Source organism: Pseudidiomarina marina (genome assembly GCF_044807045.1).
Classification (GTDB): Bacteria; Pseudomonadota; Gammaproteobacteria; order Enterobacterales; family Alteromonadaceae; genus Pseudidiomarina; species Pseudidiomarina marina.
This window is the reverse complement of the sequence record NZ_CP085233.1, coordinates 1,387,602-1,410,881: the sequence shown is the minus strand read 5'-3', so window position 1 is coordinate 1,410,881 and position 23,280 is coordinate 1,387,602. Positions and strand designations below refer to the sequence as shown.

Genomic DNA, 23,280 nt, shown 5'->3' with positions numbered 1-23,280 from the left:
CGTTGTACCTGTTTGTTAAAGTAATTTCAGTCAGAGTAAAGACGGATTAAACATGCCACGCAAGTTTATTCAGCGCATCATGCCCAAGCATGAAACTGTGAGAAACAGCAAAAGCCTAAAAGTCTTCGGCAAATTGTTGCACGATGCGAACTTGTGGCACCTCAATCGTCGTTCGGCTGCGGGAGGCTTCGCTGTCGGGCTATTTTTTGCCTTTATCCCAGTGCCATTTCAGATGGTACTTGCTGCCGCGGCGGCCATTCCTTTTCGAGTAAACCTGCCGCTTTCAGTTGCGTTAGTATGGGTATCTAACCCAATTACCATGCCCGTCTTATTCTACTTTTGCTACTTATTAGGTAACTGGATACTTGGACAGCCGGCGCAAGGATTCAGCTTTGAATTGTCGTGGCAATGGTTAGCGCAAAGTATCGCCACTATTGGTCCTGCATTTTTGCTCGGCTGCTTAATCATGGCCGTTATCAGCAGTATTATCGGCTACTTCACAATTAGTCTGTTATGGCGACAGTCGGTTGTCAGTGCTTGGCGTGAACGAGCTCAGAAAATGCTAGAAAGAGCAAAGCACCGCGCCAAACACGAATCTAATGACTAATTGCTTGAACAATCTCAATATTCGCTGCACGCCATGCCGGATATAACGTTGCAAAAACGCTCATGATAAGTGCCACAACGGTGACAAGTATTACGTCATTCAATTGCAGGTGCACCGGTATTTGATTAATAAAGTAAACATCGCTCGCCAAGAAGCTTTCTCCGCTCAACCACTGTAGCCAACTCATTAAATCTGGCAAAACGAGCGTTAACAAAACCCCAGCAATCGAACCTAATACGGTACCAATGAGGCCATTCTGTAGGCCTTGCCACACAAAGACTTGCATGATTTGCTTACCACGTAAGCCCATGGTGCGCAGGATACCGATATGTCGCTGTTTCTCTTGTACCGTCATGATCAAAGTTGAAATGATATTGAAGCAAGCAACGGCCAATACCAGAATCAACACTAAATACATCACCATTCGAACTAGCTGGATGTCTCGATAAAGATGCCCCTGCGAGCGCATCCAATGATCAAGATAAACATAATCTTTAATGCTGTAACCTACTTCGCTCGCCACTTGCTGAGCCTGCATCACGTTATTCAGTTTCAACTCGACCGCGGTCGCGCCAGCTTCGATACCGACCATTTCACGCGCAGTAGCCAGTGAAACATAAGCAAATTGATGATCGACTTGTCCACCAAATTCAAATGTGCCCTGCACATTCAAGCGCACACGCTTAGGTTCACGAAAATTCGCATTTTGTGCCACTAATAACATCACGGTATCACCAGCCGTAACTTTCAGCTTTTCCGCCAACTTGACGCCAAGAACGACAGCGTTCGGCACGTTTAATAGAGACTGCCAGGTGTTATGCGATATATACTCTTGAATAGCTTGTGCTTGCTCTGTATCGATTCCCTGAACTTGTACTCCAGTAAATCTGGCACCTTGTTGCACCATTCCTTGCGTACGAATCACCGGCATGGCACTGACCACATTCGGGTGCTCTAAACTGGCCGATATTATTTGTTGCGGGTCTGCCAGCTGTTGATTAACAGCCGTAAATTCAACGTGAGGAATCAAGCTAAGAAAGCGTTCTTGCAACACTTTCTCAAAACCGTTCATGACACTCAAACCGGCGATAAAAACCATACAACCCAGCGCGATGCCAAGCGTCGATGAGGCTGAAATAAACGAAACGAAGCCACTGCGTTCGCGTCGATTACGAAACCGCCGAGCTAATTGCCACGTCAACCGCAACCGTTGCATCATCCTTAACTCTCCGCTTGAGCCAACTGGCCGTGATGAAGAGTTAAAGTACGCGGAAGTTTCGCGGCGAGAGCATTATCGTGCGTGACGATGACAAATGCTGTATCGAATTCTTCGTTTAATTCCAAAAGCAATTCAAACACTTGCTCTGCCGTACTGTCGTCCAAATTACCCGTTGGTTCATCGGCAAGCACTAATCGTGGCGAGTTCGCCAACGCGCGCGCAATCGCGACACGCTGTCGCTCACCACCTGAGAGCTCTGCGGGACGATGCTGCAATCGCTCAGCCAGACCAACACGGCGCAATAATCGTTCAGCCCTTGCTTTCGCCGCGCTTGTAGTAACACCCGCAATCAATTGCGGCATCGCGACGTTTTCCAGTGCGGTAAACTCTGGCAATAAATGATGAAACTGATAGATAAACCCAAGCTCTTTATTACGCCAATCGGCCAACTGATTCGCTGACCAATCTTGAATGGCATAGCCAGCAAACAGTACATCGCCTGAGGTCGGTTTATCTAAGCCGCCCATGCAATGCAATAACGTACTTTTGCCCGACCCCGAGCTACCGACAATCGCAAGCATCTCACCAGCATGAACGGTCAGATTAACATCTTTTAAAACCTGCAACTCGCGGTCACCGTCTTGATAACTACGCGATAACTGGCGGCATTCCATCAACATGCTGTGCAATCCTTCTAGTTTTTATTCATAACGCAATGCTTGAGCTGGCAATACTTGGCTAGCACGCCAAGCAGGATAAAGCGTGGCAAGGAGTGTCAGAACTATAGCAGCGATAACGATAAAGCTAATCTGCCCAGTCTCCATGAGTACCGGAAGCCCTGCCTGCCCAGTAAAACTTAAATCAATTTGTAGCGTGGTGAGTATTTCATTGAGATTCGCCGCTATCCCAACGCCAATTATTAGCCCCACCAGGCTTCCAAGCACACCGCTTGTTGCGCCTTGTACCATAAACATCGCGTATAAATGCGAGCGCCGTAATCCCATGGTTTGTAATATGGCAATGTCAGAACGTTTATCTTGAATCACCATCATGAGCGCCGAAACAACATTAAAGGCCGCTACCGCAATGATTAGGCTCAACATGAGTCCAACCATGCGCTTTTCCATACTTACCGCGTCAAACAATTCACCGTATTGCTCTCGCCATGTTTGTGTTATCACATCATCGCCGAGTGCTGCCTGCACATCACGCTCGGCGCTGAGCGCGGCAAATGGATCGGTAAAATAGAAGCGTAACGCAGAAACGTGCTCAGGGGGTAGCCTCAATAAACGTGCGGCATCGGCGCCATGCATGACCAGTAAATGACTATCCGCTTCTGATTGCATCGAAACAATCGCTGCCACTTTGAACTGACGCTGAGCAGGCATTAAACCTAATGGTGTGTAAACGCCTCCTGCAGCTGCAATAATACGAATATTATCACCAGGCCAAACATCAAGTTGCTGTGCTAAAGCTTGCCCTAATACTATCTGGTAACTTCCTTCAGTGAGAGCCGAAAGGTTGCCGTAAAGCAAATGCTGACGCAGCGGTTGCCATTGTACATCGGCATCCGCAACATCAGGGAATAGCCCTTGAATAACCACTGGGCGCAATTGACCACTGCTTTGTACGACCCCTGCACTGCTGACCTGAGGAACCACACCAATTTGTTCACGTAACGGCGGAATGCGCTTTGCCAACTGCTGCCAATCACTCACCTGTGGACTCTTAACTTCTGTCACTGTCAGTTGCGGCACAACCCCGAGAATACGTTGCTTAAGCTGCTGCTCGAAGCCATTCATCACCGAACTTACGATAATAAGCGCTGCCACGCCAATTAAAATTCCGGCTAAGGCAAACCGATTGATAAACCGCGTAAAGCGATTGCCGTGGCGCGCTCGGCTGTATCGTAATCCCAAGAAAAATGCTGCAGGCTTAAACATATTGATTCCTAAATAACTTTGCGCAGCAAGCATAAAGAAAACTGGGCACTGATCCAAGCGTCAAGTTACGGTATACTCCTATGCAATTTGTTTTTAGCAGTAGAGAAACTCATAACTCATGACCACCGCGTCTCCATTTAAGCCACCAAAACCATCATCTGCGCGTCAAGATATAACTTGGCAAAACCTCGCTGGAAGCAGCATTGCACTTGCGCTTGGGCAATTGATAGAACAACACGATGGCCCGGTTTTAATTGTTACGCCCGATGCACCGCAAGCGCATCGATTAGAGCATGAGGTGCAATATTTTGCCCCCAACTGGCGCCAGCAGGTCATGGTGTTTCCAGACTGGGAAACGCTACCCTATGATAGCTTTTCACCACACCAAGATATTATCTCAGAACGCTTAAGCGTGCTTGCTCGTCTACCCGACATGCAGCGCGGTGCTTTGATCGTGTCGCTGAACACCTTAATGCACCGAATTGCACCAACTGACTACGTTGCAGGACAAGCGGTACAAGTGAATAAAGGTCAAAAACTCGATATTCACGGCTTACGTCAACGCTTAGAACGCGCAGGTTATCGTCACGTTGCACAAGTCATGGAACATGGTGAGTTCTGTGTTCGTGGGTCATTGCTTGATTTGTTCCCGATGGGCAGTAGCCAACCCTATCGCATCGACTTTTTTGATGACGAAGTTGATTCGATTCGTTTGTTTGACCCCGACACACAACTATCGGCGGGAGAAATCGACGCCATAGATTTATTGCCGGCTCATGAATTTCCAACGAACCCGACCGCTATCGAGTTATTCCGTGCTCAATATCGCGATCAGTTTGATGCTTCAAATGCCCGTGACTCGGTGTATATGCAAGTTTCAAATCAGCAGTTTCCTGGTGGCGTTGAGTACTACTTGCCGCTGTTTTTCGAAAACACAGCAAGTATTTTTGATTACCTGCCGACTAACACCCTATTAGTAACCTTTGGCGACCTACAGGGTAGCTTAGATCACCTCTGGCATGACATTAACCAGCGCTACGAACAGCGTCGCTATGATCCATTGCGGCCGTTACTACCGCCACAGCAACTCTTTTTAGCGGCAGACCAAATTCACGCGGCATTCAAAGCAATGCCCCGCATACGCGCCATGGTTCCTAGCGATAAACCACAACCGGGCCCGAAAGAATTTCACACGCAGCCAATTGGCGAAATAGCTGTTAATCACCAATTAAAAAATCCGCTCGAGAAGTTAACGCAACGCTTACAAGAAGCGCGACAACAACGCGTCATTTTCCTCGTTGAATCGGCGGGCCGGCGCGAAACGCTGCGCGAACTTCTAGCCCCCCTGCAACTCGGGTTAGAAGAAGTTGAGCATTTTAACGAATTCGCAACGAGTAAAACGCCCTACGCAATCAGCATCAGTCCCGTCGCACATTCGTTTGCATTGAGCAAAGAAAAACTTCTTGTCATTACAGAAACCGAGTTGCTCGGGCAGCGCATTGCCCAACGCCGACGTCGCGACCAAAAGGCGACCGTCAATGCTGAGAATATGGTGCGCAACCTCGCTGAGTTGCGTATTGGTCAACCTGTCGTCCATATCGATCATGGTGTCGGCCGTTATCAGGGGCTACAAACACTCGATACCGGCGGGGTCACGACGGAATTTGTCACCATCGAATATGCCAATAACAGTAAGTTGTACGTACCCGTCGCAGCGCTTCATGTGCTAAGTCGGTACAGCGGTGGCGAAGAAGCGTCAGCACCACTGCATAAACTTGGCAATGACCAATGGGAAAAAGCCAAGCGTAAAGCGGCTGAGAAAATTCGCGATGTTGCTGCTGAATTGCTCGACGTTTATGCCCGTCGCGAAGCAAAACCAGGTTATCCGTTTAAGCTTGATCAAGAAGAATATCAACGTTTCGCCGGCAGCTTCCCTTTTGAAGAAACCGATGATCAACTCGCGGCTATCGCTGGTGTGTTAGCGGATATGCAAGCACCGCGTGCCATGGACCGATTAGTTTGCGGTGATGTTGGATTTGGTAAAACCGAAGTGGCAATGCGTGCTGCATTTGTTGCGGTGAACGACAACAAGCAAGTTGCGGTGTTAGTTCCAACAACCTTGCTGGCTCAGCAACACTACGAGAATTTTAAAGACCGTTTTGCCGACTGGCCAATCCGCGTTGAAGTACTATCTCGTTTCAAAACCGCTAAGCAAACTCAGAAAATTCTTGCGGATTTGGCAGAAGGTAAAGTCGATTTAGTCATCGGTACTCACAAACTACTCAGTGCCGACGTAAAGTTTCACGATCTCGGTTTGCTTATTGTTGACGAGGAGCATCGCTTTGGCGTGCGCCAAAAAGAAGCAATTAAGCGACTTCGAGCGGATGTTGATATTCTCACGCTTACTGCGACACCAATACCTCGTACGTTGAACATGGCAATGCACGGCGTACGCGATTTATCCATTATCGCGACGCCACCGGCAAAACGTTTAGCCGTGAAAACCTTTGTTCGCGAATATGATGAACCAACTATACGAGAAGCTGTGCTACGGGAAATTTTGCGTGGCGGGCAAGTGTACTTTCTGCACAACAACGTAGAAACTATCGAAAAAACCGCTGAATCCTTAGCGCAACTCGTGCCAGAAGCTCGTATTACCGTTGCTCATGGTCAAATGCGAGAGCGTGAGCTTGAGCGCATCATGTCCGATTTTTACCACCAGCGATATAATGTATTGGTGTGTACCACCATTGTTGAAACCGGTATCGATGTACCAACAGCCAATACCATTATCATGGATCGTGCCGATCATTTGGGTCTCGCTCAAATGCACCAACTGCGAGGTCGCGTTGGCCGTTCACATCATCAAGCCTACGCTTACTTACTCACTCCAAATCCGAAACGAATGACCAAGGATGCACTTAAGCGTCTAGAAGCCATTTCACAGCTCGAAGACTTAGGCGCTGGCTTTATGCTGGCAACTCATGATTTGGAAATACGCGGAGCTGGCGAACTCCTAGGCGACGAACAAAGTGGTCAAATAGAAACCATCGGTTTTACCTTGTACATGGAAATGCTTGAGCAAGCCGTTAAAGCGCTACGTGAAGGCAAACAGCCAGCACTCGACCAGTTGCTACAGGCCCAAACAGAAATTGACTTGCGCGTACCAGCATTATTACCAGAATCCTATATCGCCGACGTTAATACTCGCTTGAGTTTGTACAAACGCATTGCCAGTAGCGATAACACCCAAGCGTTACACGAGATTCAAGTTGAGTTAATTGACCGGTTTGGGTTATTACCCGATGCGGTTAAGAATTTGGTTCGTGTTGCCGAACTTCGCAGTCGTGCTCAGCAGCTTGGTATTCGAAAAATTGATGGTGGCCCAAATGGCGTCAACGTTGAATTCGCTGCCGATACCAAAGTTTCGCCACAAGTACTTATTCAGTTGATACAACAGCAACCGAACGAGTATCGCCTTGAAGGGCCAACGCGTTTACGTATTCTTCGTAAAATTGACGATACTCAAGCACGACTGAAACTGGTAGAGTCACTACTGGACGAATTTGCACGAGGATGACTATGACTGTTTGGTTGCGCACAGCTCTTCTTTCACTTGGATTAGGCTCTGGTTCGCTGGCTATCGCTCAAGAAACACCAACTGATTGGCGTTGGTTTGAAGTGGAAGTGTTAGCGTTTAAACAAGCTCCAAATAGTGATACTGAAGCATTCCCATGGCATCCGCCGCGTCAAATTGAAGCGCGTCACGACCCCATTTCTAAATATTATGCACCGAACTTTTTTGCTCTACTTAATGATCTCTCGTTATGTCCCGAAGAAGATGAAACGCTGACGATACGTCCTGTTTTTTGTGCTCAAGCTGACGAAGTCGACCCGTTCGCTGCGCCTTGGTATCAGCCAAGCCGCATTCTAAGTGGTTTTGAACAAGCTCCTGCACAAATCATTGATGGTGATGGTGGTGATATGCTTACCAGCTCTGGTCCCTATTTGCTACCGGCAGATACGCACTTATTCGATGATTTCAGAGAGCAACTCGTTCGCCGTAACGTGGGTACTCCGCTGTTACACGTTACTTATCGCACGCCCGTATTTACGCGGAGCGAAGGCTATAAGATTCGTCTTTTCGGTGGTCGTAATTTTGGCCAAGAATTTTTACCGAGTGGCTACGAGCAGCCACCATTTGCTCTGGTTGAGAGCGCAGCTGTGGATGAAGAGCAACAGCCTCAATTATTTGAAGAGCTTGAAACTCTGCTCTCGCAGGTTAATCAACAAGAGATTCAAATTAGTTATCGTGATCATGGTACGCCAAATCCACCCCCATTAATTCCAGAACGATCGCGTTCACAACGCGCAGAGCCAGTTTGGGAGCTTGATGGCACCCTGCATATTTACTTAGTCGGTAACTATCTACATATTGATAGCGATCTTGAGTTACGCAGCCCGCAGCAAGTACGCTTTAACCAGCGTGAATTAGCGGCACAAGTCGAGCAAGCGTTACAAACTGATCGTTCAACTTCGCGCTTTTTGCGCAGTTATCGACTCGATCAACTACGTCGAGTTATCAGTCATGAAACGCATTATTTTGACCATCCAAAACTTGGCCTAGTGGTGCAAATTCGACGTACTGATTTATCCGCTCGACGCTAATCGTTCATCGAATCATAATATAGAGCATAGGAATTGCGATGGAAAAGTACGAAGAACTGCTGTTGGCCCTACGCAAAGTCATTCGCGCAACAGACTTGTACTCCAAGCAACTAAACAAGCGCACTGGCTTAACCGCACCGCAGTTATTAATTTTACGAGAGATTGCCGCTGCACCTGACGGAATTACGGCGAGTTCAGTCGCTCAAAATATTACCTTGAGCCCTGCAACGGTAAGTAACGTGATTGACAGGCTAGAACATCGCGAGTTAATCCATCGTGAGCGCAGCACAGAAGATCGGCGGCGAGTGGTACTGTCTTTAACAGCACAAGGCAAACAGCGACTTGCGGAAGCGCCACGGCCATTACAAGAAGATTTCATTCACAAATTTCAGTCATTAGCCGATTGGGAACAATCGCAACTAGTGGCCGGTATGCAACGCATTGCAGCCATGATGGATGCTGAAAAGCTCGATGCTGCTGATGTACTTGAAGTAGGAACCTATGAACAAAAAAAATATCGTTCGCATTAGCTTCACGACATTATCGATACTCGCTCTGGCAAATTGTGCGCAAGTTACACAGCCGGAACTGTGCGATAGCAATGTCACCCCTATTCACGCTATTCAAGGTCAGGGATTCCAATCACCGCTAACAGGCCAACAAGTCACGACTCGCGGTATTGTCACTGGCAATTGGCAAAGTGAAGCTGAACTTGGCGGATTTTTTCTAGTTAGCAAACCAGACGATCGCGATGACAATTCGCTAACGTCTGAAGGATTATTTGTGCAGGCCAATGAAAATCTCCCACGGCTGCAACCAGGTGATTGGGTCTATTTAACGGGTACCGTCGCTGAATCCAATGACTTAACACAACTCACAAACCTGACTCATCACGCAGTATGCGATTCTGGCTATTCGGTGGAAGCAACTGTTCTCAACTTGCCTGTAACTTCAACAGAGCAGTTTGAAGCGCTTGAAGGGATGCCGGTTCACATCAATCAAAATCTCGTTGTTAATGGTCACTACCAGCTGTTGCGACATGGGCAAATTGATGTTGCGCACGAACGTCTATTCACCCCGACCCAACACCATCGGCCTGGAGCTGAAGCACGTGCACAGGCAAAATCGAACGCACTAGCTCGACTCGTTATTGACGATAATTTGGCACCAAACTCAGATTTACCGTCGAGCCTGAAACAGACTATTACGGCATCCAATACAGTGCGAAGTGGCGACACCCTAGCACCACTGCACGGCATTCTTAGCGATTTTCGCGGCAGCTATCGTTTACAGCCAACGTCGAGTGTCGAAATTTCTCAAACCAATCCGCGTCCAGTTGCGCCTGAAGCTCCGGCAGCGAATACCGTTCGCGTTGCTGCTTTCAATGTGTTGAATTATTTTAATGGCGAAGGCCCGAATAAACAGTTCCCCACCGATCGGGGGGCTAAATCTACGGCTGATTTCGCCCGTCAACACGAAAAAATTATTGCAGCGTTAAGTCAGCTTAACGCTGATATCATCGGTTTGCTTGAGTTAGAGAACGATGGGTACACAAGTCATAGTGCCATTGCGGAATTAACAACAGCTCTTGCAGAAGCCACCGGCCAACCTTGGCGTTTTGTGCAAGCTGCCCCTGAAAAACTAGGGGATGATGCTATCACCAATGGTCTTATTTATCGTAGCGATAGAGTGACGCCTCAAGGTGAGCCTTTAACCTTAACAACACCACCTTTCGGCCGACTTAGTCGATTGCCAATTATTCAACGATTTTCGCCTACAAATACCGTCGAAAATTTGGTTATTGCGGTCAATCACTTTAAATCAAAAGGCGGCTGCCCGAGAGAGAGTAGCAATCCCAATGCCAATCAAAACGACGGACAAGCTTGTTGGAATGAAGCGCGCACTAAATCAGCCGAACTTTTAGCCGAATTCATTGACAATCATGCTGATTTAAAGCGTTTCCCGTTGCGTGTATTGATGGGCGATTTTAATGCTTACGCACAAGAAGAGCCGATTCAGACATTCCTTCAGTACGGCTACTATAATCGCATCGACGCTTTTAATCCCCATGCCTACAGCTATGTTTATGATGCTCAGGCGGGAAGCCTTGACCACTTACTAGTGTCGAGCCAACTGGCGGCTCGCGTCGTTCATCAAGCCATTTGGTCTATCAACGCAGACGAGCCAACACTATTGCAGTACAACAATGCAGACGTAAATAACAATTGGTACGCGCCCTCGCCTTACCGCGCATCCGATCACGATCCAATTTACGCTGATATTCAGTTTTAATTCGATAAAACAAATCAACGCTTGTCACACAATAGGTCTTTGTTGCATCTTTAAGAACAGCTGATGCAACAAAGGCTTTCATAGTGAGTCAGGAATATTCTGGGTTTGGTCAACTTACGGATGAAGTAACACTCGCTGCTGCGGCTGGCGGTAAAACCCGTGCCCAACAAATCATTTTCAATCGTTACAAGAATGCCGTGGTGCGTACATTAGTGGGTTTATGCCATGATCGTGAATTGGCTCGCGATCTGGCGCAAGACGTGTTCCTTCAAGCATTTACCAAATTGCATCAATTACGTAATCACCAAGCCCTAGGCGCTTGGCTAAAACAACTCACCATACGCACCGCCCTGTCTTACTTCCGAGCTCAGCCGCCAACGGCTGAACCGATTGAAGAAGAATTTGTAGATAGCAACGACTGGTCAGCGCAAGCCGATTGGTTGATCCAACTCCGAGATATTGAGACGTTAATCGCACAGCTCAATGATAATGAGCGTCTCGCAGTCTGGCTTTATTTAGGCGAAGGTTACAATCACGAAGAGATTGCTGAACTCCTAAACGAACAAGCGTCGACCGTGCGCAAACGATATCAGCGCGCGTTAGAGAAACTAAATACTTTTTTGACAAAAGAGGTACCTCATGACCACCAAGCATGAGCAACATCTGCAACAACAGTGGCAGCAATATGTTGCCGCTGAGGCTGAGCAGGTTGAACTCGAATTTCCGCAAGAGCTGACAGCCAAACCGCGACGAGCTGAAATCCAAATCAAGCCATTGTGGCTCACTGCAGCTGCTTTTCTGATGGCAATTGGCTTAACGTGGTGGCTTTCGTTTTTACCCGTTCCCGATTCGTCGAAAGTTGAGATTGCCAACGTTCCAGCTTCGTCATCCCTTGAAGTGGCACCGATGTTACTTGCAGCCAACTACCGTCTTGATGTCCTAGAGCGACGCATTCAGCAGGCTTATTTACAAGGAGCATCTGATGCAGAACTCGAACAGTTGTGGGCGCAACATCAAGCGCTTGAGAACTAGGAGGATTGGCGATGTATAAGTCAATAGTAGTCATGGTTACCGCGAGTTTACTCTGCGCATCAGTACTTGGCCAGGAGCAGCAGGCGCGTGATTATGCTCGGGCGGCAGCCATCGCGGCAAGCAAAGCACAAGGCTCCCAACAACAAGTGGTACTTGAGGAACCTGCCCGGAGTTATTTTGAATGGGGAGCCATTCTTAATAAACAAGCCGAAGTAGTCAGCGTTCGTGAAGGAAGTATTGCGGCCGAGATGCAATTGAAGGTTGGTGATGTGATTCAACATATCAATAATCAGCCAGTTTATCCCCAGCAGCTTGACGATGCCCTTACTACATTAGCTTCGCTAGAACACAATCAGCCGTTTTCCGTGGGCGTAAAGCGCGGCGAGCAAACCCACGAGCTCAATGGTACGGTTCGTGCGACAGTGATACCAGGGTGGCGTCTAGAAGTTGTTAACACGCTTGAAGAAGCGACGCAAAACAGTGAATCAACGGTAAGCATGAACAATGCGTGCGGCCGAATTAGCGTGTTTTTTACCCCGCCGGTTACCGCCGATTTATACCCTGCTTTTATCAACTCAATTGACGGTGATAACGTTCGAATCAAGAATCCATCTTTTAAACTTGCCGCGAACAATTATAAAGTTGGCGTTCATGAACTCATTGATGAACCGTCGTTACGCCGCGGCGGCGGCAGCGCACCTGAAAAAATTCTCGAATTGACGATTGAACCGAACAAGACCTATCACATTGGCGCCAAGTTTATTCGCGAAAAACGTTATCAACGTTTTGATGCCGGCTACTGGGAGCCAGTGGTTTGGAAAGTAACCGACCAATCTTGTCAATTGGACTGATTCGTCATTTTGCTGTCATGCAATCGTGGTAGACTTTCACTCAATTGAAACTTTGTAGGATAAATCTCATGGCCTCACGTGCTTTGTTTGCAGTTACCGCTGCAGCTGCGTTTGTACTCGCTAGTTGTTCTAGCACAGTACCAAATTCATCCGTCGAAACCGCCGCTGCAAATGAACAATCTCCAAATATCATTTTTATGATTGGCGATGGTATGGGCTTTGAATTTATCTCTGCCTACCGTTATGCCATGAGCCAACGCGGCACGGGTGAGTTAGCGTCAACCCCATTTGATGATCTACTTGTCGGCGCCGCAACCACCTACCCTGACGATGATACTTGGGTTACTGACTCAGCAGCCAGTGCCACAGCTTTAGCAACCGGCGTTAAGAGCTACAACGGCGCGATCGGTATTGATACTGACAAGAACCCAAAGCAAACATTGATGGAATTGGCTCGTGAAAAAGGTTGGTCGACCGGTGCTGTCGCTACGGTGCAAGTGAATCATGCAACGCCAGCAAGCTTCTTTACCCATCACCCATCACGCAACATGTATAACCAAATTGCTGACTCTTATGCACAACAAGTTAGCACCGGTGGCTGGAGTTTCGATGTGCTCTTGGGAGGCGGTCACAGTTACTTTGCTCGTGACGATGTGAACTGGTTACCAAAGCTTGAACAACAGGGCTTACAGGTAGTAACCAAGCTCGAACAGCTTGAAGAGGTCTCGACAAGCCCAGTTTTAGGGTTGTTTGCCGACAAAGCACTCCCCTTTGCCATAGATGATCGTCCGGGACGCCTCGCTGACATGACCAAGCATGCATTGCGGCTTCTTGACAACCGCTCTGAGCAAACCGGCAAACCGTTTGCACTTATGGTTGAAGGTAGCATGATTGACTGGTGTGGGCATGCGAACGATATCACCTGTGCAGTGCATGAAATGGCGGATTTTGCCGCTGCTGTAGAGGTTGTACGTGATTATCTTGCTGAAAATCCAAATACCTTATTAGTTATCACTGCTGACCATTCAACCGGTGGTTTAACGCTCGGTCAAGGTGGTGAGTATGCTTGGTATTCAGAAAAAGTGATGGGCATTGAAAAATCGATTGAAGCAATGGCCACTGACTTGGTGCAGCTGCCAAAATCAGCCTGGCGCGATTACTTAACGCCCGTGTTAAACCTGCCACTGACGGATAGTCAATGGCAACAGCTTGAGTCAATAACCATCAATGACCAGCTAAAAGGTCGCGATAAACTCAAGCCTGTCCATCAAGTATTAGTGCAGATCATTAGCGAACATACACGTACCGGTTGGACTACCTCTGGCCATACCGCTGTCGATGTACCTGTTATGGCCGTAGGCCCAGGCGCAGAAGCCTTCCGTGGCTACATTGATAACACCGATATTGCTAAGGCATTGCTGCAGCTGGTGCGTTAAGCGCACCAGCCCAATTCGTTAGCCCGTTGCTGGGCTAACGCCGGCACATCCGTTTTAACAAAATGATGATGCAGAATTTGCACGCCTAACATGTGATTAATCACCGCATCGAGCTGTACTTTCTCATCAATCGGTACTTCATCTGATTCATGACGCGCAAATGTGCGTTGTACTTCATTAAAATCAAGTAATCCCGCTTCTTTTACTGCGTCTTCAGATAAGAACTGCTCAGCAAGTTTCAATACCGCTTGCCACTTTTTAGGGTCAGTGTGCGCCGGCGGTGCCATAAATGCGAATTTCTCTCGTTTATACAAGGTCTCTGGCAATAGGCCTTTCATGGCTTCACGCAGCACATACTTCTCTTTGTTTCCTTTAATACGCAAATGCGGTGGTACCGTAAACGCATACTCCGCAAGATGATGATCTAAAAATGCCGGACGTGCCTCCATGGAGTTCGCCATATCGACTCGGTCACCACCCCAAGTTAATATCTGCCCTTCCAACATCGTTTTAATCCACACATATTGAGCGCGGTCGAGTGGATGGCGCCCTTTCAACATGGTTTCATCTAATGTTTCGGCAATTGCTTTACCCGCATCGTAATCTTCAAGGCCTGCGCGGCGCTCTGACGCAATTAATGGTAATGCGACATCACCGCACGACAACCATGGTTGAACACAACTTGGCGTGAAGCCCATTTTGGCGTTAAACGCAGGACTGACAAACTCCTCGCGTGCCAACATGGCCCCTTTAAATAGCTTGTTGTTTTTCTCCAACAGCTCTTGCCAAGCCTTGCGCTCACTGTCTGGTAAATGGTCAAGCCCATGTAGGAACATGTCTTTACGAAATGCAGGATAACCTGCGAAGAGTTCGTCCGAACCTTCCCCTGTGAGTACAACTTTATAGCCAACTTCATTGACTTGCTGACTCATCAAATACTTGGCGACACCTAAGGTGTTGTAGATTGTGCGTTCAGTATGCCAGATGGTTTTCACAAAATGATCGTAGAGATCATCCGCTTTCAAACGCATGATGTGATGATCAGCGCCAGTCGCCTCAGCCATTTCTTGGGCAATTGGCGTTTCATCGTAGTCATCCGAATCAAAGCCAATGGTAAATGCTTTCACTGAGGTTTGTGTAGCAGCCGCCGATAATCCGAGAATAGCGCACGAATCGATACCGCCAGACAGATAGCAACCAACAGGAACATCGGCAGTTAAGCGATGTTGTACCGCTTCTAAAAGATGTTTCCGAACACCTTCAATGTATTGTTGTTCATCAACTTCGTCACCGGGATATTCATGCTCCAGCGGAAAATTCACATCCCAGTATTTCGACTCGCTCAACGTTAATTTACCGTTCTTGCGAGTCACTTTTACAACATGACCCGGGGCGACTTGCTTCACGCCTGCAAATGCTGTTGTGCCCGGCACCATGACCTGAATTAACTGATGATATAGCCCTTCGCTAGAGAATTCGCGCTTCACCGACGGATGTGCAAACAGCACCTTCAATTCAGAACCAAACACCACACCGTCAGCCGTTTCGGTGTAGTAAAGAGGTTTTATACCGAATCGGTCACGAACTAAGTACATAGCGTCTTCGTGGCGATCGTACAAACCAAACGCAAATTCACCGCGTAAATGCTTAAGAGTTTCATCAAGCCCTTCACGCTCGTACAAATGCAACACAATTTCCGAGTCACTTTTACTACGGAAGCGGGCACCTTGTGCCGTTAAATCGGCGCGAATACGCTTAAAATCATAGAATTCACCGTTATGTGCTAGCAATAATTGACCATTATCACTAACAAAAGGTTGCCGCGCTCGGTCTTCGTTTAAGTCAATAATCGACAATCGCGCATGGCTAAAGCCGACGCCAGTATTATCGAGCGTCTGATAACCGAAGCCATCCGGCCCTCGATGGTGCATGATGGCAGCCATATTCACCAATGTCTGTGCATCGGGAGTTTGATTGGCATCACGATTAAATATTCCTGCTATTCCACACATACTTACTCGGTCCTCTTTTATACGACGTCTATGACACGCTCAGCGCGTTCTACCATGCATGTCAAAAGGGCCATGCGCAAAAATACCGCACCACGCGCTTGACTGAAGTACCAGTTGTGCGCGGTATGGTCGAGATCGGTTGATAGCTCTTCGCCACGAGCCAACGGATGCAGAATAATTGCATCCTTTTTTAACGGCGATTTTGCAGTTAAATGGAAGGCACTTCCGTAGGTATTAAAGGTATCGCCTTCCCACGAAATGGCATTGATATACACCACATCCAAACTCGGTAATGTCTTATCAAGATCGGTACTGGTTGCGATTCGAATACCACGAGCTTCTAGTTCTTCGCGCTGACCGGCACCAAATAACTGAGACGAACTCGCTTCATCGTGAATGATCACCAGCTCTTCTACGGCATGTGGGAACACCGATAAACTTTTAAGAAAACTGCGCACCGTACGCATTTTATTCGGTACGCCAATAACACCAATACGAATTTTCGTATTATTCTCGGCGTCAATGAGCTCGGGACGCCATTTGAAAATGGCGTACATATCGGCAAGCGCTTGAGTTGGATGCTCATCCACACCATTGCCCGCATTAATGATGGGAATACGCAAGGCATCCATCATTTCAAATAACGAACTTTCGTTGTTATCACGCAGCACGACGCAATCACCGTAGTTGTTAAACATTTCAGCGACATCAGCTAAACACTCACCTTTGGCGATGCCCGTCGTTGAGCGGTCGGTGATTGACATAATATCCCCACCCAAACGATGCCATGCGCTCTCGAACGAGAGTCTAGTACGCGTGCTTGGTTCATAGAACGCGCTAATCAGTATTTTGTTCTGCAACGGTGAACTAAATCGCTTTGGGTTGCTTTCAATTTTTGCCGCTAAGCGAAACAACTGCTTCATCGTATCTTGATCAAACTGATCACCCGATACGATGTGTTGATTCGCTAATTTGACTAAATAGTCCCCGTCTTCCTGAATTACTCTGAGCAACGCTTTGGGATGGGCGTCGCCATAGACATCAGGCCGCTCACGTTCAAATGAGACATCATTCACATTCATAGTGTTTTACCAAAGTTGTTTAGAAATGAAATCTTTTAACCATAACGCCACCAAAATCACCGGCGCCATAGCTGCTAAAACGAGGCAAATCATCACTAACGCACTAAAGCCGGTTAATCCAAGCATTACGATGACTCCTGTAACTTGTTCCAATCGAAACGATTTCGTGAGCGCATTACACCTACGGCACACACCGCTGCAGATATTGCACAAGCTGTTAGTGCTGCCACATAAAAACCAATCGTGAAGTAACTCACGAGTCCTAATAAGGTGCCGCTGCCCATAGCTACCGCGGCGTAAGTACCCGACAGTTTGTTTTGATATAGCCCCAATACTATTGGGAAGATTGTGCTGGCTACAAAAGCGCCCGCAAAGTTTAACAATGCACCTAGGGTGGCTATTTGCGGCAAACAAAACAGCCACGTTAACAATCCTATTCCTGCAATGCAGTAGCGATTAAACTTAAACAATTGTTTGTCGCTTGCCTGCGGGCGTAACTTTTTATGGTAAAAATCACGCGTGACTAAATCGGACGTTGCTGCAAGCAATGAATCAAGACTAGACGCTAATGCCGAAAAAACCACAATAAACACCACGATAGCACCGACTTTACCTAGCACTTCTGCCGCAACCATCGGCCCGACCATGTCAGCGCTTGGCGGGAATATTCCCAGTTGCGGTGCTGCTAAGGCGATAAACCCTGTAACAATGGGAATGGGTAGCCAGAGCAAACCACCGAGTAAAAAAGCTTTAAAGGCTACTTTTCCTTTAAAAGCGAGAGCACGTGACCACCATACATTCGAATGAAAAATCTCACCCAATCCGAAAAATATATTATTAAATAAGAACATAATGGCAGCTGGGAACATTAAATCGAGTAGCCGTGGGTGATTTTCCGATAACTCGGTATGAATACTTTCGAGACTCACCGTATCAATCAAGTACCAGGCAATGCCAACCACCCCGATGATAATTATTAATGCTTGAATAAAGTCAGTGGCAATCACGGCACGCAGCCCACCAAATAACGTGTAGCCAACACAAATAATCAAAATTGCTGTCATACCAATGTGATAATCCAAGCCACTTAAGGCCTGTAGCAAGATACCTCCCGCCATACCAAGGCTTACTAACCAACCGAAGGCATACACTACCGAGATCACCATAAACACCCACCAGGCTGCACGACCAAAACGCAAGCGAATAAAATCACCTGAGGTATAGCCCTTGGGCATCAAACGTTTAATTCTTGCCGCCAATGGCGCAAATAGAATTAATCCAAGCGCCGCAAATGAATAGCCAACCATGCCCCAAATTCCGAACTGGTAGGTCAATTGCGGTGCGACAAGTGTGGTGTTGCTAGTTACCCATGTCGCCATAGCGGTTGCCGCGGCCAATGCGAAACCAACGTTGCGGCCAGCTAAAGCAAAATCTTCGTGGGTTTTGTTAGCGCGCCCTAAGTACCAACCGAAAATTATCCAGAGTAATCCGAAGATGACGACCAAACTGAGTCCTAAGGTACTATCTAACGCAAAATCTGCCGTTTCACTCATGCGCTCGGCTCCGCTGATGTTGGTACAGAATAATCACGACTAAAATCGCGAACAGCACGCCACCAAGGCTAAATAATGTTAGTGCTTGCTCCAAGGCATAGTGATCCACCTGAACTTGCACAACGTTACTTAGCTGAGTTTCTTGATGAGTATTTTCGGCCGGCTCACTGGAGCTTACCTTAAGTCGAAAATAATGAGTGCCGTCGCTGAATCCAGTGAGTGTCATGTCCTGAAAATCGCCAAACCAAGCGTAAGTGCGATTAATCTCACGAAATTCTTCATCAGTTGAATATTCCACGATGAGATCTTGAGTTGGCGATTTAGATAGGCTTAGAACAAAATAACCTTCACGGCTATTTGCAGGTGCAGAGAGCTCTGGTAACTCACTGTTAGATTGGTTTGAAGATTCAGTTTGCCAAGATAAAACGTAGGCAGAGGCGGGTCGCGCAAGCAGCGTGATGAATAACAACAAAGCAATGTTTATAACGAACCTTGCGCGGTCTGGCACAATTCCTTCCTGTAGCCCTTTGTTCCTAGGCTACCAAGTGAGGAAAATCATTTCAACTTAAGGTATGCTCACAAGTCATGTTGTTTAGGGAAAGTTATGCATCCGATTTATTTATGTAGCATGGGCGCTAACATCGCCCCAGAGAGCAATTTTGCTGCCGCTCAGGAGTCAATCTCCGAGCTCGGCAAAGCGTATTATTCACGCGCTATTTATACACAACCTGTGAATATGTGCAGCGAACATGACTTTCTCAACGCCCTATTTTTAATCGTTTCACCTCTAGATAGTATTGCCCTCAAAAAGCGTTTCAACGCTATCGAGATTAGCCTTGGACGAGATCGAGATGACCCGCAAAGTAGTACGAAAGACCGTCCAATGGATATCGACATTTTGGGGGAACTAAACTCTGAACAGGTGTGGCAAGAAGTGCCTGATTATTTGCAAGAAGTTATTCCAAACCTTAAACCAATAGCTGATGAACTCGTTCAAACACAAGGGGCATTGCATGACTAATTCAAAGAAGTTTGCCTTAGTGACCGGCGCCGGTCGCCGGTTTGGCTTGGCACTGGCACACGCTTTGCTGGATGAAGGTTATCAAGTGCTCGCACATTACAACACATCTAAGGACGGCATTCATGAACTTGAGCAGCGCGGCGCCATTGGTTTACAAGCAAATTTAGCCCATTTGAATGACGTGCACCAATTGATTCATGCTGTACAACAGCATTGCTCCAAATTGCACCTGCTGGTTAACAACGCATCGTGTTTCTTCGATAATCAACGCGTGAACGAAAGCGATGCCAATCTCACTGCTGTGTTAAACGTGCATACTGCAGCGCCCTACCTGCTGATTAACCAGCTACAGCAGCAACTCGCCAATGCAAAGGGTAACGTCATTAATATTTCCGATATCTATGTTGATAGCCCTTCCACAGACTATATCGCGTATTGTGCGGCGAAAGCTGGCTTGGCAAGCTTAACGCAAGCATTTGCCAAAAAATTAGCCCCAGCGGTGCGCGTCAACGCAATCCAGCCGGGGCCAATATTATTTTTACCTGAGCACGACAGCCAGCACCGTCAAAAAGTACTCGCTGAAACACCACTCAACCTTGAAGGTGGTTTAGAGCCGATGATAGCTGCGGTACGCTTTTTACGCGACAACCCTTTTATCACCGGCGAGTCCATCAAAGTCGATGGCGGCCGCGCTTTAACCATTTAGGCCGCAAGCATTTGTCTCAGTACATAGTGTAAGATGCCGCCGCTACGGTAATACTGTAATTCGTTACCGGTATCGATGCGGCACTTCACTTGAAACTCAACAGTTGAACCGTCAGCTTTCTTGGCTTGTACTTTGAGCACTTGACCTGGTTTCAAATCATTATTGATACCTAAAATACTGATTTGCTCATCACCAGTTAGACCATGCGCTTGCACGCCTTCGCCGTCGAGGAACTGTAGCGGTAAAACACCCATACCAACTAAGTTCGAGCGGTGAATTCGTTCAAAGCTCTCGGCGATAACAGCTTTAACCCCAAGCAAAGTCGTACCTTTCGCTGCCCAGTCTCGGCTAGACCCAGTACCATACTCTTTGCCGGCTAATACCACTAATGGTGTGCCTTCTTGCTGATACTGCATGGCCGCATCATAGATTGCCATTTGCTTGCCACTTGGTACATGGCGAGTGAAACCACCTTCAACACCGTCTAACATTTGGTTCTTGATGCGAATATTGGCGAATGTGCCGCGCATCATCACCTCATGGTTACCACGACGTGAACCATATGAGTTGAAGTCTTTCACTTTCACACCATTCTCTTGCAAGTACTTACCTGCTGGTGAGTCTGGTTTAATCGAACCCGCTGGAGAAATATGGTCGGTAGTAATTGAGTCAGCAAATACCGCAAGCACACGTGCATCTTGAACATCGGCAAGCGCTGCTAATGGTTTATCGATGCCAACAAAATATGGTGGGTTTTTCACATAGGTTGAATCGTCACTCCAGTTGTAGGTTTTACCCTCACCAATTGGAATGGAGCGCCACTCATCGTCACCTTTAAATACTTCACCATATTCTTTACTGAACATTTCACCATCGACCAACCGCACCGCTTCAGCAATTTCGGCACTGCTTGGCCAAATATCTTTCAAGTAGACTGGATTACCTGAACTGTCTTCGGCAATCGGATCTTTACTCAAATCAATGCGCGTTGTGCCGGCTAGCGCATAGGCGACAACTAAAGGTGGTGACGCCAACCAGTTAGCTTTCACATCTTGATGGATACGGCCTTCAAAGTTTCGGTTACCAGACAATACCGATGAAACCGTTAAATTACCTTCGCGAATTGCATCAGTGATTTCATCAGGCAAAGGGCCTGAGTTACCAATACACGTGGTACAGCCATAACCAACAAGGTTAAAACCAAGTTTGTCCAAATACTTGGTTAAACCTGCTTTGGCAAGATAATCGGTAACAACTTTTGACCCTGGCGCTAATGATGATTTCACCCAAGGCTTACGATTAATGCCTTTTTCGAGGGCCTTTTTCGCCACCAAACCTGCGGCCATCATGACACTTGGGTTAGACGTATTAGTACACGACGTGATCGCAGCAATCACCACATCACCATGGGATAAACTGTAGTCTTTACCTTTCACCTTAATTGCTTTGTCTGCTTCGGCAGACTGCCCATTGGTTTCTAAGAACAAATCAAAGGCTGAGCCTAACTGCGGCATACCAACGCGATCTTGCGGACGCTTTGGACCTGCCAACGATGCTTCAACAGTACTCAAATCAAGTTCTAATGAATCAGTAAACACCGGTTCATTACCTGATTCACGCCACATACCCTGTGCTTTTGCATAGGCTTCAACTAATGCAATGGTATCTTTGTCTCGCCCCGACAACTCAAGATAACGCAAGGTTTCTTGGTCAACAGGGAAGAAACCGCAAGTTGCGCCGTATTCTGGTGCCATATTACCGATGGTCGCGCGGTCAGCGAGCGGCAAATGGTCTAAACCTGGGCCGTAGAATTCCACAAATTTACCAACAACGCCGTGCTTGCGTAACATCTGCGTCACGGTTAAAACCAAATCTGTTGCCGTAACACCTTCTGGTAATCTTCCAGTCATACGGAACCCGACAACTTCAGGAATCAGCATTGAAACTGGTTGTCCGAGCATTGCCGCTTCGGCTTCAATACCACCTACACCCCAGCCAAGTACACCGAGGCCATTGATCATGGTGGTGTGCGAATCGGTTCCCACCAACGTATCAGGCATCACATAAGTTTTTCCGTCTTGCTCTTTCGTCCACGCAACTTTGGCTAAATATTCCAAGTTAACTTGGTGACAGATGCCCGTACCTGGCGGCACGACGCGGAAGTTTTCAAAGGCGTTTTGCCCCCAGCGTAAAAATTGGTAACGCTCAAAGTTACGCTCCATCTCAATACGAACGTTTTCTTTAAACGCTTCTGGCGTGGCAAACTTGTCGACCATCACTGAGTGGTCAATGACTAAGTCGACTGCCGAGAGTGGATTGATTTGATTCGGATCTTGGCCTGCTTTCGCAACCGCATCACGCATTGCCGCTAAATCAACCACGGCTGGCACACCAGTAAAATCCTGCATCAGTACACGTGCTGGACGATACTGAATTTCTCGATCTGAACGACGCTTATCAAGCCATTTTGCTATCGCTTCAATATCTTCCGCAGTTACTGTATCGCCGTCCTCATTACGTAGTAAGTTTTCCAACAGTACCTTCATTGACGTTGGTAATTTATTCACATCGGCAATGTTGGCGAGTTTCTCGGCGGCTTTGGGTAAGCTGTGATAGTGATAGGTCTTACCGTTTACTTCTAACGTGCTTAACGTTTTCAAGCTGTCGTTGCTCGACATGGCTTACTCCTTCTTTAAACGATGCATCCCCTAAGCTTAGTCACAAATTTGTGGTTCAGCCATAGCGTTTATCTATATTCACTATGGGTATATTGAACGCAAAGATCAACCAGATATCACCCTACTAAGGTGTTGAATCTATACCACATTGCAAAATATCAAGGTCGACAAATAGCGAAT

General features: G+C 47.3%; 19 protein-coding genes. 11 read left to right on the top strand and 8 right to left on the bottom strand.

Annotated features, from left to right (window positions below; genetic code table 11):
• Positions 1-52 precede the first annotated feature (52 nt).
• A complete protein-coding gene (locus tag LG272_RS06640) occupies positions 53-607 on the top strand; it encodes a DUF2062 domain-containing protein (RefSeq protein ID WP_126758566.1) in 555 nt (184 codons plus the stop codon).
• Here LG272_RS06640 and LG272_RS06635 read toward each other — a convergent pair.
• From LG272_RS06635 to LG272_RS06625, 3 genes are read right to left on the bottom strand one after another with little or no spacing between them, the layout of a single operon-like run.
• On the bottom strand, positions 597-1,826 hold the full coding sequence (locus LG272_RS06635; protein ID WP_404407461.1) for a lipoprotein-releasing ABC transporter permease subunit: 1,230 nt from the start codon (positions 1,824-1,826) through the stop codon (positions 597-599). The two genes, LG272_RS06640 and LG272_RS06635, sit on opposite strands and share 11 nt — an antisense overlap.
• Positions 1,827-1,828: 2 nt before the next feature.
• Complete coding sequence (lolD, locus tag LG272_RS06630) at positions 1,829-2,515, bottom strand: lipoprotein-releasing ABC transporter ATP-binding protein LolD (RefSeq protein ID WP_126758565.1); 687 nt, start codon at positions 2,513-2,515, stop codon at positions 1,829-1,831.
• Between the two features lie 12 nt (positions 2,516-2,527).
• Positions 2,528-3,769 (bottom strand): lipoprotein-releasing ABC transporter permease subunit, encoded by a 1,242-nt coding sequence (locus LG272_RS06625; RefSeq protein ID WP_404407459.1) that lies wholly within the window; start codon positions 3,767-3,769, stop codon positions 2,528-2,530.
• A gap of 118 nt (positions 3,770-3,887) precedes the next feature.
• Here LG272_RS06625 and mfd point away from each other — a divergent pair, with 118 nt between their 5' ends.
• From mfd to LG272_RS06585, 8 genes are all read left to right on the top strand, one after another.
• Positions 3,888-7,349: a transcription-repair coupling factor gene (mfd, locus tag LG272_RS06620; protein WP_404407457.1), complete on the top strand. Its 3,462-nt coding sequence runs from the start codon at positions 3,888-3,890 to the stop codon at positions 7,347-7,349.
• Between the two features lie 2 nt (positions 7,350-7,351).
• On the top strand, positions 7,352-8,437 hold the full coding sequence (locus LG272_RS06615; RefSeq protein ID WP_157980789.1) for a CsiV family protein: 1,086 nt from the start codon (positions 7,352-7,354) through the stop codon (positions 8,435-8,437).
• Positions 8,438-8,475: 38 nt separating this feature from the next.
• On the top strand, positions 8,476-8,967 hold the full coding sequence (locus LG272_RS06610) for a MarR family winged helix-turn-helix transcriptional regulator (protein ID WP_126758561.1): 492 nt from the start codon (positions 8,476-8,478) through the stop codon (positions 8,965-8,967).
• Positions 8,939-10,729: an ExeM/NucH family extracellular endonuclease gene (locus LG272_RS06605; RefSeq protein ID WP_404407454.1), complete on the top strand. Its 1,791-nt coding sequence runs from the start codon at positions 8,939-8,941 to the stop codon at positions 10,727-10,729. The genes LG272_RS06610 and LG272_RS06605 overlap by 29 nt, the downstream gene beginning before the upstream one ends.
• Positions 10,730-10,812: 83 nt before the next feature.
• A complete protein-coding gene (locus tag LG272_RS06600; protein ID WP_404407452.1) occupies positions 10,813-11,385 on the top strand; it encodes an RNA polymerase sigma factor in 573 nt (190 codons plus the stop codon).
• Positions 11,369-11,761 (top strand): hypothetical protein, encoded by a 393-nt coding sequence (locus LG272_RS06595; RefSeq protein WP_126758558.1) that lies wholly within the window; start codon positions 11,369-11,371, stop codon positions 11,759-11,761. Before LG272_RS06600 ends, LG272_RS06595 begins: the two co-directional genes overlap by 17 nt.
• A gap of 11 nt (positions 11,762-11,772) precedes the next feature.
• A complete protein-coding gene (locus LG272_RS06590) occupies positions 11,773-12,612 on the top strand; it encodes a PDZ domain-containing protein (RefSeq protein ID WP_404407449.1) in 840 nt (279 codons plus the stop codon).
• Between the two features lie 68 nt (positions 12,613-12,680).
• The gene (locus tag LG272_RS06585) at positions 12,681-14,048 is read left to right on the top strand and encodes an alkaline phosphatase (RefSeq protein ID WP_404407447.1); all 1,368 of its coding nucleotides are present in this window, start codon (positions 12,681-12,683) and stop codon (positions 14,046-14,048) included.
• On the opposite strand, the gene asnB is transcribed toward LG272_RS06585, so the two are convergent.
• From asnB to LG272_RS06565, 4 genes are all read right to left on the bottom strand, one after another.
• Positions 14,045-16,060: an asparagine synthase (glutamine-hydrolyzing) gene (gene asnB / locus LG272_RS06580; protein ID WP_126758555.1), complete on the bottom strand. Its 2,016-nt coding sequence runs from the start codon at positions 16,058-16,060 to the stop codon at positions 14,045-14,047. The genes LG272_RS06585 and asnB overlap by 4 nt on opposite strands.
• A gap of 17 nt (positions 16,061-16,077) precedes the next feature.
• Entirely contained in the window at positions 16,078-17,142 is a 1,065-nt protein-coding gene (locus tag LG272_RS06575; protein ID WP_126758554.1) for an aspartate carbamoyltransferase, read from the bottom strand.
• 125 nt (positions 17,143-17,267) lie between these two features.
• Positions 17,268-18,695, bottom strand: coding sequence for a sodium:solute symporter family protein (locus tag LG272_RS06570; RefSeq protein WP_404407444.1), 1,428 nt, complete (start codon positions 18,693-18,695; stop codon positions 17,268-17,270).
• Entirely contained in the window at positions 18,688-18,993 is a 306-nt protein-coding gene (locus LG272_RS06565) for a hypothetical protein (RefSeq protein ID WP_404407442.1), read from the bottom strand. Before LG272_RS06565 ends, LG272_RS06570 begins: the two co-directional genes overlap by 8 nt.
• 306 nt (positions 18,994-19,299) lie before the next feature.
• Here LG272_RS06565 and LG272_RS06560 point away from each other — a divergent pair, with 306 nt between their 5' ends.
• Positions 19,300-19,716, top strand: coding sequence for a 2-amino-4-hydroxy-6-hydroxymethyldihydropteridine diphosphokinase (locus LG272_RS06560; protein WP_404407440.1), 417 nt, complete (start codon positions 19,300-19,302; stop codon positions 19,714-19,716).
• A complete protein-coding gene (locus LG272_RS06555) occupies positions 19,709-20,422 on the top strand; it encodes an SDR family NAD(P)-dependent oxidoreductase (protein WP_404407438.1) in 714 nt (237 codons plus the stop codon). The genes LG272_RS06560 and LG272_RS06555 overlap by 8 nt, the downstream gene beginning before the upstream one ends.
• Here the strand turns inward: LG272_RS06555 and acnA are convergent.
• Complete coding sequence (acnA, locus tag LG272_RS06550) at positions 20,419-23,100, bottom strand: aconitate hydratase AcnA (RefSeq protein ID WP_404407436.1); 2,682 nt, start codon at positions 23,098-23,100, stop codon at positions 20,419-20,421. The genes LG272_RS06555 and acnA overlap by 4 nt on opposite strands.
• Positions 23,101-23,280: the final 180 nt, after the last annotated feature.